18 protein-coding genes are annotated in these 12,589 nt (G+C 71.1%); 6 read left to right on the top strand and 12 right to left on the bottom strand.

Annotation, left to right across the window (positions count from 1 at the left end; translation table 11 throughout):
* Positions 1–68: 68 nt before the first annotated feature.
* From SPOPO_RS0110375 to SPOPO_RS0110365, 3 genes are read left to right on the top strand one after another with little or no spacing between them, the layout of a single operon-like run.
* The gene (locus SPOPO_RS0110375) at positions 69–488 is read left to right on the top strand and encodes a phage holin family protein (RefSeq protein ID WP_019874705.1); all 420 of its coding nucleotides are present in this window, start codon (positions 69–71) and stop codon (positions 486–488) included.
* The gene (locus SPOPO_RS28875; RefSeq protein WP_019874704.1) at positions 485–865 is read left to right on the top strand and encodes a DUF3618 domain-containing protein; all 381 of its coding nucleotides are present in this window, start codon (positions 485–487) and stop codon (positions 863–865) included. The genes SPOPO_RS0110375 and SPOPO_RS28875 overlap by 4 nt, the downstream gene beginning before the upstream one ends.
* 10 nt (positions 866–875) lie before the next feature.
* A complete protein-coding gene (locus SPOPO_RS0110365) occupies positions 876–1,166 on the top strand; it encodes a DUF4235 domain-containing protein (protein WP_019874703.1) in 291 nt (96 codons plus the stop codon).
* A 112-nt stretch (positions 1,167–1,278) separates the two neighbouring features.
* Here the strand turns inward: SPOPO_RS0110365 and SPOPO_RS0110360 are convergent, their stop codons facing one another.
* The 6 genes from SPOPO_RS0110360 to SPOPO_RS28870 all read right to left on the bottom strand — a co-directional run bounded on the left by SPOPO_RS0110360 (position 1,279) and on the right by SPOPO_RS28870 (position 4,642).
* Positions 1,279–1,731 carry a PRC-barrel domain-containing protein gene (locus SPOPO_RS0110360; protein WP_019874702.1) on the bottom strand — a complete coding sequence of 151 codons (453 nt, stop codon included), beginning with the start codon at positions 1,729–1,731 and terminating at the stop codon, positions 1,279–1,281.
* Positions 1,718–2,209, bottom strand: a complete 492-nt coding sequence (locus SPOPO_RS0110355) for a PRC-barrel domain-containing protein (RefSeq protein WP_019874701.1) — start codon at positions 2,207–2,209, stop codon at positions 1,718–1,720. Before SPOPO_RS0110355 ends, SPOPO_RS0110360 begins: the two co-directional genes overlap by 14 nt.
* Positions 2,206–2,364 carry a hypothetical protein gene (locus SPOPO_RS34335; protein ID WP_019874700.1) on the bottom strand — a complete coding sequence of 53 codons (159 nt, stop codon included), beginning with the start codon at positions 2,362–2,364 and terminating at the stop codon, positions 2,206–2,208. The genes SPOPO_RS0110355 and SPOPO_RS34335 overlap by 4 nt, the downstream gene beginning before the upstream one ends.
* A 66-nt stretch (positions 2,365–2,430) precedes the next feature.
* Complete coding sequence (locus SPOPO_RS0110345; RefSeq protein ID WP_019874699.1) at positions 2,431–3,393, bottom strand: aldo/keto reductase; 963 nt, start codon at positions 3,391–3,393, stop codon at positions 2,431–2,433.
* A complete protein-coding gene (gene lspA / locus SPOPO_RS0110340; protein ID WP_019874698.1) occupies positions 3,390–3,908 on the bottom strand; it encodes a signal peptidase II in 519 nt (172 codons plus the stop codon). Before lspA ends, SPOPO_RS0110345 begins: the two co-directional genes overlap by 4 nt.
* Positions 3,909–3,916: 8 nt before the next feature.
* Positions 3,917–4,642, bottom strand: coding sequence for an enoyl-CoA hydratase-related protein (locus SPOPO_RS28870; protein ID WP_019874697.1), 726 nt, complete (start codon positions 4,640–4,642; stop codon positions 3,917–3,919).
* 70 nt (positions 4,643–4,712) lie between these two features.
* On the opposite strand from SPOPO_RS28870, the gene SPOPO_RS28865 reads away from it, so the two are divergent.
* Positions 4,713–5,582 (top strand): alpha/beta hydrolase-fold protein, encoded by an 870-nt coding sequence (locus SPOPO_RS28865; RefSeq protein ID WP_019874696.1) that lies wholly within the window; start codon positions 4,713–4,715, stop codon positions 5,580–5,582.
* On the opposite strand, the gene SPOPO_RS28860 is transcribed toward SPOPO_RS28865, so the two are convergent.
* Complete coding sequence (locus SPOPO_RS28860) at positions 5,572–6,153, bottom strand: PIN domain-containing protein (RefSeq protein WP_211210883.1); 582 nt, start codon at positions 6,151–6,153, stop codon at positions 5,572–5,574. The genes SPOPO_RS28865 and SPOPO_RS28860 overlap by 11 nt on opposite strands.
* 2 nt (positions 6,154–6,155) lie before the next feature.
* Positions 6,156–6,365 (bottom strand): DUF2191 domain-containing protein, encoded by a 210-nt coding sequence (locus SPOPO_RS0110320; protein WP_019874694.1) that lies wholly within the window; start codon positions 6,363–6,365, stop codon positions 6,156–6,158.
* 115 nt (positions 6,366–6,480) lie between these two features.
* Between SPOPO_RS0110320 and SPOPO_RS0110315 the strand changes: the two genes are divergently transcribed.
* Positions 6,481–7,278, top strand: coding sequence for an enoyl-CoA hydratase/isomerase family protein (locus tag SPOPO_RS0110315; RefSeq protein WP_028984665.1), 798 nt, complete (start codon positions 6,481–6,483; stop codon positions 7,276–7,278).
* Positions 7,279–7,380: 102 nt separating this feature from the next.
* On the opposite strand, the gene SPOPO_RS0110310 is transcribed toward SPOPO_RS0110315, so the two are convergent.
* Positions 7,381–7,881, bottom strand: a complete 501-nt coding sequence (locus tag SPOPO_RS0110310) for a hemerythrin domain-containing protein (RefSeq protein ID WP_019874692.1) — start codon at positions 7,879–7,881, stop codon at positions 7,381–7,383.
* 105 nt (positions 7,882–7,986) lie between these two features.
* Positions 7,987–8,931, bottom strand: coding sequence for a TIGR03557 family F420-dependent LLM class oxidoreductase (locus SPOPO_RS0110305; protein ID WP_019874691.1), 945 nt, complete (start codon positions 8,929–8,931; stop codon positions 7,987–7,989).
* A 30-nt stretch (positions 8,932–8,961) separates the two neighbouring features.
* Here SPOPO_RS0110305 and SPOPO_RS28855 point away from each other — a divergent pair, with 30 nt between their 5' ends.
* A complete protein-coding gene (locus tag SPOPO_RS28855) occupies positions 8,962–9,420 on the top strand; it encodes a hypothetical protein (protein ID WP_019874690.1) in 459 nt (152 codons plus the stop codon).
* Here SPOPO_RS28855 and SPOPO_RS0110295 read toward each other — a convergent pair.
* Complete coding sequence (locus SPOPO_RS0110295; RefSeq protein ID WP_019874689.1) at positions 9,350–11,773, bottom strand: glycoside hydrolase family 65 protein; 2,424 nt, start codon at positions 11,771–11,773, stop codon at positions 9,350–9,352. The two genes, SPOPO_RS28855 and SPOPO_RS0110295, sit on opposite strands and share 71 nt — an antisense overlap.
* Positions 11,770–12,510: a beta-phosphoglucomutase family hydrolase gene (locus tag SPOPO_RS0110290; protein WP_019874688.1), complete on the bottom strand. Its 741-nt coding sequence runs from the start codon at positions 12,508–12,510 to the stop codon at positions 11,770–11,772. The genes SPOPO_RS0110295 and SPOPO_RS0110290 overlap by 4 nt, the downstream gene beginning before the upstream one ends.
* Positions 12,511–12,589 lie beyond the last annotated feature (79 nt).

Here is a 12,589-nt window from a genome sequence, read left to right as displayed (position 1 = left end):
CTTCACGCGGGGAGTGTCTTGGTGATCACTCTAGGCGTGCTGCCGGGAGAGAGGGGTAGGCGCAACTCATGACGCAGATGAGCACCCACCGCCGTTCGGACCCGGCGGACATGTCGATGGGCGAGCTGGTCTCGTCCCTGTCCGAGCAGACGTCCCGCCTGGTTCGGGACGAAATCAAGCTGGCGACCAAGGAGCTGCAGGCCAAGGGCAAGCACGCCGGCCTCGGCGCCGGCATGTTCGGTGGCGCGGGGGTGGTGGCGCTCTACGGCGTCGGCGCTCTGGTCACCGCCGCCATCGGAGGCCTCGCGATGGCCATGGACGTGTGGGCGGCAGCCCTGATCGTCGCGGCCGTCCTGTTCGCCGTGGCCGCCGTTCTCGGCCTCACGGGCAAGAAGCAGGTCAAGCAGGCGGTTCCGCCGGCGCCCGAGCAGGCCATGGCCGGCGTGAAGTCCGACATCGAGACCGTGAAGGAGCACGCCCGCCGATGACGACCTCAGAGAACACCCAGGAGTCCGCCCAGCAGGCGGAGGAACCGCAGACCATCGACGAGATCGAGGCTGAGATCGAGGCGACTCGGGAAGAACTCGGGGCGACCGTCGACGAGCTCTCGCACCGGCTCGACGTCAAGGGCCGCGCGCAGGACAAGGTCTCCGACATCAAGGTGGCCGCCTCCGAGAAGGCCGGTGACGTCAAGACCGTCGTCACGGAGAAGACCTCCGTGCTCGGCGAGCAGGTCAAGCACACCGCGACGGACGTGACCGAGAAGGTCAAGCCCCTCGCCCAGCGCCGCGAGGTGCAGGCCGCCGCGGCCGGCGCGCTGCTGCTCGGCGTGGGCGCCGCCGTCGTCTCGCACCGCCGGAAGTGAGGGACCGTCCATGAAGCTGCTCTACAAGCCCCTGGCGATCGTCCTCGGCATCGCCGCCGGCTCGATCGCCGGCAAGATCGTGACGAAGGTCTGGACCAAGGTGGACGACAACGACGTCCCGCCGGACCCGGACCTGAAGGAGGCGTCGTGGGCCCTCGTGCTCGCCGGCGCCGCCCTGCAGGGCGTCGTCTACTCCGTCGTCAAGGCGGCGGTGAAGCGCGGCGGCGCCCAGGGCATGGAGAAGGTGACCGGCACCTGGCCCGGCAAGACCGCGGACGACCTCGAGACCGCCGCCGCCTGACCGTCCCCGCTCGGCCGCCCGGTACGCACCTAACGGGCTTGGACAAGAAAGGGTGACACCCCTTACTACGCAGTAAGGGGTGTCACCCTTTTTTTTCAATGCTGAGGGACGGTCAGGCCGGGGTCATGCCCTGGAGCTCGCCGAAGACGAGGGCGTAGCCGCCGAGCCCGAGGAGCTTGTCCGCGGGGAGTTCGTAGACCTCGGTGAGGACAGCACGGAGGGCGCCGGTCTCGGGGTCGAAATCGACGTCGCTGACGACGCCGAGGCCGTTGCCGGTCTCCTCGATGGCGGGCTTGCCGATCGGGTCGAGGTCGGGGTCCGCCCGGCGTTCCTCGGTGCTGTCGGCGGGGGTGCGCAGGACGTCGGCGTCGGTGACGGTGACGGCGTCGGGGCCGAAGGCCTCGAGACGGTCCCACGGCAGGACGTTGGCGTCGCCGTCGGTCTCCAGGCGGACGCCGACGATGCGCGCCGTCTCGGCCTCGATGAGGAATCCGGCGACGTGGCCGAGCGTGGTGGCGCTGGACGTCGCGACGACGGGCCGGCGCCGGGCCTCAGTGATCCGCATTGCCCCTCCCGGGGACGACGAGGCGCTCGCCGGACACCGCGACGGCGTCGTCGAGCGGGACGGTGACGGTGTGCCCGTCGTCGGACTTGATCTCGTAACCGACGACCTTCGGGGGCCGGTGCGAGGGGTCGAGCAGGACGTCGGTGACCTCGCCGAGATCCGCGCCCTCCTCGGTGAGGACGCGGTCGGCGAGGACGTTGTTGCCCCGGCGCTCGGCGGCGTTGACGACCTCGTCCACGGGCACGAGCACGTGCGCCCCGGCCACGACGACGGCGGCGTCGCCGATGCCGTGGACGGCGGCGATCGGCAGCGCGTCGTCGCGGGTCCGGCCGAAGAACCCGGGGTTGTTGAGCGTGAAGCCCAACAGCTCCCCGGAGGAGCGGTCGAAGACGACGTCCTTGATCTCGGCGAGGCGGTCGCCCCCGAGCGAGACCAGCGGCTGACCGGACAGGTCTCCCGCGTGGAGGTACGCCGTCATCGGGGGCTGCCCGGCGTCCGGCCGCGCGAACTGCTGCCCGAGCGGTCGACCCCGAGGACCCCACCGGCGCGTGAGCGCCGATGGTGGATGCCGTAGGCCGCGGCTCCGACCGCGATCACCAGCAGGATGAGCAGAACCAGGGTCAGCGTGGCCACCGTGACACCTCCGGTGAATGGGACTTTGGCTCGCCCCTACCCGCGCGGATCCCGCTCACGCGCAGGTCAGTAGCGCTCCCCCACGGGCGGCGGCAGGTCGTCCAGCCGCTTGCGGTCGCCGTCGGAGAGCACCAGCGTCGCGGCGGCTGCGTTCTCCTGCACCCGCGCGGGCCGCCGGGTGCCCGGGATCGGCACGATCGCCGGGGACACCGCCAGCGTCCACGCGATCGCCACCTGAGCGGGCGTCGCGCCGAGACCCTCGGCGACCTCGCGGATGCCGTCGACGATCGTCTGGTTCGCGGCCCGCGCCTCCGCGGTGAATCGGGGGTTCCGGGCGCGGAAGTCCTTGTCCTCGAACTGCGTGTTCGCGTCGACGGCCCCGGTCAGGTAGCCGCGTCCCAGCGGCGCGAAGGGGATGAAGCTCGCACCGTTCGCCTCGCACCAGGGGAGGACGTCGGCCTGGCGGTCCCGCGTCCAGAGCGAGAACTCCGACTGGACCGACGCGACGGGGTGGATCGCGTGCGCCCGAGCGCACTCGTCGACGGTCGTCTCGGACAGTCCGAGGTGTCGCACGAGCCCGCGCTGGACGAGCTCGGCCATCGCTCCCCAGGTCTCCTCGATCGGGACCTCGGGGTCGACGCGATGCAGCTGGAACAGGTCGATGTGCTCGACTCCCAGCCGGCGGAGCGAGTCCTCGCAGGAGCTGCGGACCGAGTCCGGCCGGCCGTCCTTGACGAACTCGTAGGTCTGCGGGTCGACCAGCAGGCCGACCTTGGTGGCGAGGACGGTCTCCTCGCGCCGGCCGGCGATCGCGCGGCCGACCAGTTCCTCGTTGGAGAACGGCCCGTACGCCGGGGCGGTGTCGATGAGGGTGACGCCGGCATCCAGCGCGGTGGCGATCGCCGCGATCGCGGTGTCGTCGTCCTTCTGGGTCGGGTCGTAGGCCCACGACATGCTCATGCAGCCGAGGCCCACGGCCCCGACCTCGAGACCGGTGGAGCCGAGCGGTCGGGTCGGAATCTTCGTCATGAGGGGTTCCTGCCCTCGAGGGGGATGTTCCGTAACACCAGCAGGAAGACGATGGCGCCGGCGATGCAGAACGCCGTGTCGGCCAGGTTGAACACCGGCCAGTTCTTGAGGTGCAGGAAGTCGACGACGTGTCCGCGCATGAAGCCCGGCGAGCGGAACAGTCGGTCCGTCAGATTGCCGAGCGCACCGCCGAGTACGAGCCCGAACACGACCGCCCACCCGGTGCTGCCCAGCCGGCCCGCGGTCCGCAGGACGACGCCGACGACGACCAGCGAGAGCAGCGTGAAGACGATCGTCATGCTGACGCCGATACCGAAGGCGGCACCGGGGTTGCGGGTCAGCTCGAGCTGGAACAGGTCGCCGACGATCTCGATGGACTCGTCGGGGTCGCCGAGGCGTTCGACCGCCCAGATCTTCGTGAGCAGGTCGGCGGCGTAGACCAGGACGGCGGTCACGCCCACGATGAGCAGATTGCGTCGCCGGACCTCGACCGGCGGGCGGTAGATCTCCGACATCCGCGCGGTCAGGCCCGCCCGGACTCGAGGTCGATGAGGGCCCGCAACAGGTCCGGCGGCGTCGGCTGCCCGAGCGAACCGAGCGCCTTCGCGTACAGCTGACGCTTCAGCGCGGCCACGGCCTCCCGGCCGTTCCCGGCGTGGGCGCCGGCCAGCGCGACCGCGCGGGCGACCACCTCGTCCTCGGCCACCGCCTCGTCGACGATGCCCACCGCGACGGCGTCCGGGCCGCCGAAGCGCTGGCCGAGCACGATCGCCCGGTGCGCGACCGACGGGTTCAACCGCGCGGTAAGCAGGTCGTTCATGCCCGGGGTGAAGACCGCGCCGAAGGTGACCTCCGGCAGGCAGACGAAGCCGCGGTCGGCACGCATCACGCGCAGGTCGTGCGCGAGTGCGTAGAGCAACCCCGCCGCGAAGCAGTGCCCGCCGATGGCGGCGACGGTCGGGAGCGGGAACGAGAGCATGCGGGCGAGGAGCCGCTCACCGGCGAGGACGGTCTCGGGAGCCAGATCGCGGTTGGCCGCGATCCAGGGGGTATCGAAACCGTTGGACCAGATCTTGCCCTCGGCGGTGGTGACCAGGGCGGTGAAGGAGCCCTGCTCGACCTCGGTGAGCAGGGCGTCGAGTGCCCGGACGGAGTCGAGGTTGAAGCGGTTTTCCCCCGCGCCGAGCGACAGGACGGCGACGGAGCCGTCCTTGTCCAGCCGGGGCGTCGCCGCCAGGCTCTCCGTCATCGTGCGCCCCTTTCGCCCGGCCGCCGTCCGCGGCATTGTGACCCAATCTATGGGGGTCAGCCGGAGGACGGTGCTGGGCTGGGGGCTCGCGGTTGCCGCGGGGGCCGCCGGCTGCGGCAACGACCCCGCTCCCGGGGCCGCGCCGGAGCCGGCCCTGGAGATCCCCGGGGGTTATCTGGAGACCGGCTCGTTCCTGTCCGAGGCGATGGGGGCGGCGGACGTTCGGTACGCGATCTCCTACCCGCCGGGATTCGAGCCGGGCGCGCAGCTGCCGGTGGTCCTGGAACTGTTCGGCCGGGGCGGGAACGAGCTGATCCCGTTCTCCCGGGAGAACCTGGCGCTCGGCCGCATCCAGGCGATGGTGATCAAGCGGGGGATGCCCCCGTTCGCGGTGGCAACCGTCAACGGGGGCCCCACCTCGTACTGGCACCGGCGGGCGTCGGGCATCGACCCGCAGGCGATGATCCTCGACGAGTACCTGCCGCTGCTCGCGTCCAAGGGCCTGCTCGTCGACCGGATCGCCCTGATGGGTGAATCGATGGGCGGCTACGGCTCCCTGCTGCTCGCCCAGCGGCTGGGGGCCGAGCGCGTGGCGGCGGTCGCCGTCTACGCCCCGGCGATCTACCGGACCTCCGGCGTCACCGTCCCGGGCGCGTTCGACGGTCCGGAGGACTTCGCGGCGCACGACGTCATGTCGGGGGCGGCGCTGCTGCGCGGCATTCCGATGCGCATCGTCTGCGGGACGCTCGACCCGTTCTACGGGATGACGCAGACCTTTGCCCGGCTGCCGCACGAGCCGCCCGTCCAGGCCACGTACGCCGAGGAGGGCCACTCCGCGGCCTACTGGCGGCGGGAGACCCCGGCCCAGTTACGGTTCCTCGCCGAGCGGCTCGTTCCGGCAACCCGGGCCGCGGCCACGAGCGACCCCGTCAGGAGCTGATCGGGTCCTCGGTCGGCCGCGGCAGGCGCCCCGCCGAGGCCGGCGCGTTGGCCGGGAGCGGTCTGGCGGCCGGGCCGTCGACCGGAGCCGTGAACGCGTCCGGGGACGAGCCGTTCGAACCGGGAAGCGCGGCCTTCGCGTCCTCCTCGGCCTCCAGGCTCCCGCGCGGGGCGACCCAGAGCTGCGGCTGGCCGGTGATCGAGGCGATCAGCTCGAACGCCGGGTGGTAGTGCAGCACCGCCGCGTCGTGGTGCTCCGCGACGGCGGCCGTGAGCAGGTCGAGGATCCCGACCGAGCGGTGCTGCATCTTCTCCGCGAGCTGGAGCTGCACCTCGCGTGCCCGCTCCGCGACGTCCTCGGTGATCTCGAGGTTGAGGTAGCGGTCCCGGCGCCGCGCGTCGATCGCGGCGAGGTCGGCGGCCGTCCGGCCCGAGTAGCCGGCGGCGAGGTCGACGGTGATGCAGGTGGCCGCGACGCGGTCCGTGATCAGTGTCTGCAGCGTGTACCGCACCTGCGCGAGGTGCGCCTTCGACAGCGCCGAGGTGTCGATGAGGTAGAGCCGTCCCGCCATGCTCACAGCCGACTACCCCGCATCACGTACTCGTCGCTGATGTCCGGGCCCGTGCCGAGCGCGAACGGGTCGTCGAACATGGCCTCGATCCGGGCCCGGCGGCCGGCCACGAGGGCCAGCGCCGCATTCACGGTTTCCTCGTTGGTCGAGGTGCCCAGTTCCTCGGCGGCTTGCGCCAGGTTCTCCTCGTTGAGGTCGACCATGATCACCATGGGCACACCGTAAGGGATCGACGGCGACGGTAGGTCGCGGTTCGCGCAATGCCCTGCTCTCGGAGACGCCAAGCACGCTGGGAGGATGTGCGCGGACCACCGGGAGGAAGCCGCGATGACCAGCCGGACGACGCAGTTCGAGACTCTGACCGTCGAGCGGATCGGGCGCGTCGAGCGCATCACGCTCAATCGGCCCGACGACGCTCACGGCGTCAACCTGACGATGGCTCGGGAGCTGGCCGTGGTCGCGCGGGAGTGCGATCGCGACTCCGAGGTCCGCGCGGTCCTGCTCACCGCCACCGGCCGGTTCTTCTGCGCCGGCGGGGACCTCAAGGAGATGGCCGCCCACGCCGACGACCCGGGGCTGTTCGTCAAGGAGCTCGCGGACACCCTGCATCGCGCGAGCTCGTCGTTCGCCCGGATGGACGCACCGGTCGTGGTCGCCGTCAACGGCGTCGCGGCGGGGGCCGGGTTCAGCCTGGCGATCAGCGGCGAGCTGGTGTTCGCCGCGGAGTCGGCGAAGTTCACCTCCGCGTACACGAAGGCGGGGCTGAGCCCGGACGGCTCGCTCACCTACCTGCTGCCCCGGTTGGTCGGGCTGCGGCGCGCTCAGGAGCTGATGCTGACCAACCGCGTCCTGTCCGCGGCGGAGGCCGAGGCGTGGGGTCTGGTCACTCGCGTCGTGCCCGACGCCAAACTCGCCGACGTCGCTCTGGCGGCGGCGACCGACCTCGCCGCCGGGGCGCTCGGCTCGAACTCCGCCGTGAAGTCCCTGCTGCTGAGCTCCTACGGCAACGACGTCGAGGCCCAGATCGAGCTCGAGGCGCGGAGGATCGCCGCGTGCGCCGCCTCCCCCGACGGTGCCGAGGGCCGCGAGGCCTTTCTCGCCAAGCGGGCGCCGAAGTTCGCCTGACGCCTTCTCCCGAAAGCGCAGTACAGCACGCGCGAAAGCAAAATCGAGGTGCTGGAGTGCGCTTTCGGGGAGAGGAGCGCCTTCGGGGAGAGGAGCGGGGCGTCAGCTGAGGATGGCGTCCAGCGCCTTCTTCAGCGCGCTCGGCTGGGAGGGGCGGCGGGGAGCGGTCGGGCGCATCTCGAGCATCTGCTGCCCGATCTCCTGGAGCGGCTTGCGGCCGAGGGCCTCACGGACCTTCGGGAACCACTCGTCCTCCTCCTCCTCGATGTGGTGCCGGACGTTCTCCATCAGCACCATCATCTTCGGTACGAAGCGCTCGTCCTCGGGCGACATCGTCGCCAGCTCCATGCACAGGACGTCGGCGACGTGGTGCTCCTCGTAGGACTCGAGGATGTCGTCCTCGATGTCCGGCACGAGCTCACGGACGCGCGGGTACATGCACTCGTTCTCGAGGTACGTGTGCACCGTCAGGTTGGCGAGAATCTCGTCCGCCAACTTCTGCTTGGTGGCGAAGGCGTTCTTGCCCGCGTTCTCGAACTCGGTGAACAGTCGCTTGATGTCCTGGTGGTCCTGCTTCAGCAGGACGAGGGCGTCGGTCGACACGATGCATCTCCTCAGGCGGTGGGTCGATGTCCTGCTGAAATCGCTGCCCGCACCGCCCGGGGAGATGCCGCGAACCTGGTCACACACACAGGTCACGGTGCCGCGTCACAACAGCGGCAGGACCTCCTCGGCGAGGAAGCGGATCCCGCCGGCCTGGTCGGTCCCCATCTGGGCGATGTAGACCTCGTCGAAGCCGGCGTCGACGTACGTGCGGATCCGCTCGGCCGCGATCTGCGGGTCCGGGCCGCAGGCGACCTTCTCCGCGAGCTTGTCCGGGGTGTTGTTCTCCCCGATCGACTCGAAGGTGTGCCACATCGGCACGTCCTGCGAGGCCTGGCCACCCATGCCGGAGTGGCTCCAGAGCCGGAACGCCGTCTCCTTGGCCTCGTCCTCGGTGGGGGCCCAGCAGATCTTCAGGCCCGCCTGGGTGACGCCGCTGTTCTTGCTCTTGAACTGCGCGTGTCCGTCGGCGTCCGGGGAGGTCGACATCCAGCCGTCGCCGATGCGGGCGGCGAGCTCGGTGGCCTCCGGACCGAACCCGGAGATCAGGACCGGGATCTCCTCCTCCGGCAGGCTGAAGATCTTCGCGTTGTGCACGGTGTAGTAGCGGCCCTGGTGGGTGACGATGTCCCCGGTCCAGAGCTGCCGCATGAGGTCGATCGCCTCCTCGAGGCGTTCGAGCCGGATCGAGACCGGCGGCCAGGCTTCGCCGAGGATGTGCTCGTTGAGCGCCTCGCCCGAGCCCACGCCGAAGCGGAAGCGGCCGGGCGCGAGGACGGCGGTGGTCGCGGCGGCCTGGGCCATGATCGCCGGGTGGATCCGGAACGTCGGGCACGTCACGGCGGTGGTCATGGTCAGCTGCGTCGTCGTCGCCAGGCCGCCGAGGACGGACCAGACGAACGGGCTCTGGCCCTGACTCTCCTGCCACGGGTGGTAGTGGTCGGACAGCCAGGCGTGGGTGAAACCGGCCTGCTCGGCGAGCTGACCCGCCTCGACCATCGCGCGGGGGTTGAGCTCTTCACCGGAGAGGAAGATTCCGAAGGTCGTCATGCCGCGGACCTACCCGGGAAGAGCCTGGCCATGAGTGCATCCCCACCTGCCGACCACCCGCCGACCGAGACCGCCCCCGACCCGCTGTCCGACGTCGCCGCCGAGGCCGCCGGGAAGCTCGGCGAGGCGCTGGAGTACGTGGAACGGGCCCGTGGCCAGCTGTACGAGTTCCACCACCACATCGGCCACGCCGACCTGATGCTCGACGAGGTCCTGGAGGGCCTGGAGAAGGGCGGCCACGCCGATCTGGTCGCGCTGATCCGCGAGCGGGTCTACGGCCGCGACGTGCTCCAGGGTCGCTGGACCTACCAGGTCGTCGACGAGTTCGACGACGGCTACTACGCGGCCTGGAAGGACGTGACGGCCACAGTGCGGGAGAAGGTCCCGGGCGGCGGCCGCCACGAGCACGAGGCCGCGCTCAAACGGCGCCGTTCTCCGTTATCGGACCCGGACCTGTCAGCCCCGCCGTCGCCGAATCGGACGACGTAGCCGATCCTCGCCGCCGCGCCGGCGCCCGCCCCTTCGGCTGGGTCGGCGCGGGCAGCTGGCGGCGCACGGGCAGCGGCTTCGTCACCGACGCCTTGGGCTCGAGGGTGAACGCCTCGCCGTGGTGCGCCAGCGTCAGGTGCGAGTCGCCGGACTCCAGCGTGTACGTCGCCTCCTGCTCGTTGATCTCGACGCGCAGCCGAGAGCCGCGGAACAGCAGGGCGAACCGCAGACCGGTCAGACCGCGGGGAAGCCGCGGGGCGAAGCACAGCCGCCGGTTGCCGTCCCGCAGGCCGCCGAACCCGGCCACGAGTGCGCTCCACGTCCCGGCCAGCGCCGCGAGGTGCAGGCCGTGGGACGTGTTCGACGCCAGGTCGCGCAGGTCGACCAGTGCCGTCTCCGCGGTGTAGTCGAGCGCGAGGTCGAGGTGGCCCACCTCGGCGGCGAGCACCGCCTGGGTCGCCGCCGACAGCGACGAGTCGCGGACGGTGACCTGCTCGTAGTACTCGAAGTTGCGGCGCTTCTGCTCCGGCGGAAACTCGTCGCCGCAGAGGTGCATCGCGAGCACCAGATCGGCCTGCTTGACGACCTGCTTGCGGTACAGCTGCACGTACGGCACCGACATCATCAGCGGGTACGCCTCGGGCGGCAGCGACTCGAAGTCGAAGACCGCGTGCCGCGTGAAGCCCTCGGCCTGGGGATGCACGCCGAGCTGCTCGTCGAAGGGGACGGTCATGGAGTCGGCAGCCGCGCGCCAGGCGGCGAGCTCCCCGTCGGCGACACTCAACTGCTTCGCCTGCTCGGGCCACTGCTCACACACCCGCACTGCGGCGCGAAGGTTCTGGCGAGCCGTCAGATTGGTGAAGACATTGTTGTCGGCGACGGCGCTGTACTCGTCGGGGCCGGTGACGCCGTCGATCCGGAACGCCCCGTCGGCGTCGTGATGGCCGAGGCTGATCCAGAGCCGGGCGGTCTCGACCAGCAAGGGCAGCGCGATCTCACACTCGAACTTCTCGTCGCCGCTGACCCAGGCGTGCCGGTCCGCGGCCAGCGCGATGTCGGCGTTGATGTGAAAGGCGGCGGTACCGGCCGGCCAGTAGCCGGAGCACTCGGCGCCGGTGATGGTTCGCCACGGGAACGCGGCCCCGCGGAGGCCGAGGACCTGCGCACGCTCCTGCGCGATCGGCAGGATGTTGAGCCGCCAGCGCAGGGCGTCCGCCGCGGCGTGGGGCGCGGTGTACGACAGCAGCGGCAGGACGAAGACCTCGGTGTCCCAGAACGTGTGACCGTCGTACCCCGTGCCGGTCAGTCCCTTGGCCGGGATCGGCCGGTGCTCGGCGCGGGCCGAGGCCTGCAGCACCTGGAACAGCCCGAAGCGGACGGCCTGCTGCAGTTCGTCGTCGCCGTCGACCTCGACGTCGGCGCCGGCCCAGAAGTCATCGAGGATCTTGCGTTGCTGCGCGCAGATCCCGTCCCACCGGTGCTGGCGGGCGGCGGCCAGCGCGGCGGCGACCTGGTCGCGCACCGCCGGGACCGTCCGGCGGGAGGACCAGCCGTACGCCAGGTACTTCGTCAGGCAGACCGACTCCCCGGGCTCCAGCGGCGCCGAGACGGTGAACCGGGCGAGGTCGTCGAAAGCCTCGACCTCGGTGTGGAGCTTCGGCGGGCCCGACACCTCGTGGTCGATCCCACTGCCGACCCGCAGACCGCTGCGTTTCGTGCTGTGCACGAGCGTGACCGCCGAGCCGGACCGCAGGACGTCCTCGGCGACGAACGGCGCCTCGAGGTCTGCCGCCACCCGCGGGTCGTCGGAGGCCGGCGGCATCTGCTCGTTGACGACGAGTTCGGACTGCAGGACCAGTTGCACCGCGGCGTCGATCGGTTCGACCGTCATCCGGAACGCCGCGATCGCGCGCTGGTGCAGCGAGACCAGCCGTTCGGTGCGCAGCCGGATCGCCGCGCCGCTCGGAGAACGCCACTCCGCCTCGCGGGTCAGGATCCCGGTGCGGAGGTCGAGCGTGCGGGTGTGCGAATGAAGGTCGCCGTAGCGGATGTCGAACGGTTCGTCGTCGACGAGGACGCGGATGAGCTTGCCGTTCGGCACGTTGACGACCGTCTGCCCGGCCTCGGGGTAGCCGTACCCCGCCTCGGCGTAGGGCAGCGGGCGCACCTCGTGGACCGAGTTCAGGTACGTCCCGGGCAGGCCGTGCGGCTCGCCCTCGTCGAGGTTGCCGCGCAGGCCGATGTGGCCGTTCGAGAGCGCGAACAGCGACTCGGAGGCGCCCAGCTGGTCGAGGTCCAGCCGGGTCTCGCGCAGCCGCCAGGGGTCGACGGGGTAGTCCTCGGCGCGGATCACGGAAGCAGCTCCGCGAGGTCGGTGACGACGACGTCGGCGCCGGAAGCCCGTAGCTCGTCGGCCTGGCCCACGCGGTCGACGCCGACGACGAGGCTGAAACCACCGGCCCGCCCGGCCGCGACGCCGGCGAGGGCGTCCTCGAAGACCGCGGAGTCGGCCGCGGTCGCGCCCACCGCCTCGGCCCCGGCGAGGAAGGTGTCGGGTGCGGGTTTGCCCTTCATGTGTCTCTCCCGGGCGACCACGCCGTCGATGCGGGCGTCGAACAGGTCGGTGAGGTGGGTGATGTCGAGGACCTGAACGGCGTTGGCGCTGGAGGTGACGACCGCCGTGCGCAGTCCTGCGGCGCGGACAGCTCGAACGTAGTCCACGGACCCGGGGTAGACCTCGACGCCGTGAGTGCGGATCAGTTCCTGAATGAGGTCGTTCTTGCGGTTGCTCAGGCCCCAGAGCGTGGCGGCGTCCGGCGGGTCGGTCTCGTTCCCGGTGGTGAGGACGATCCCGCGAGCGGCGAGGAAGTCGTGGGTGCCGTCCAGACGCGGCTTGCCGTCGACGTACTGCTCGTAGTCGCGGCGGTCGAACTCCGGCTGCTCCGGCGCCGCGACGGCGAGGAAGTCGTCGAACATCTGCTTCCACGCCTGAGCGTGCAGGACAGCTGTGCTGGTCAGCACGCCGTCGAGGTCGAACAGGCACGCGCGGGTGCCGGCGGGCAGGCCGAGGGGAGTCGCGGTATCCGTCACGTCCTCGGCCTACCCCCGTGGGGGCGTGGACGCACCTGCGCGGGGTAGGCGAAGGGCACGCACTTACGGAGGAGAACCA

The sequence above is a fragment of the Sporichthya polymorpha DSM 43042 genome, assembly GCF_000384115.1.
GTDB lineage: Bacteria > Actinomycetota > Actinomycetes > Sporichthyales > Sporichthyaceae > Sporichthya > Sporichthya polymorpha.
Note: the sequence above shows the minus strand (reverse complement) of the source record. Positions and strands in the feature narration are given on the sequence as shown.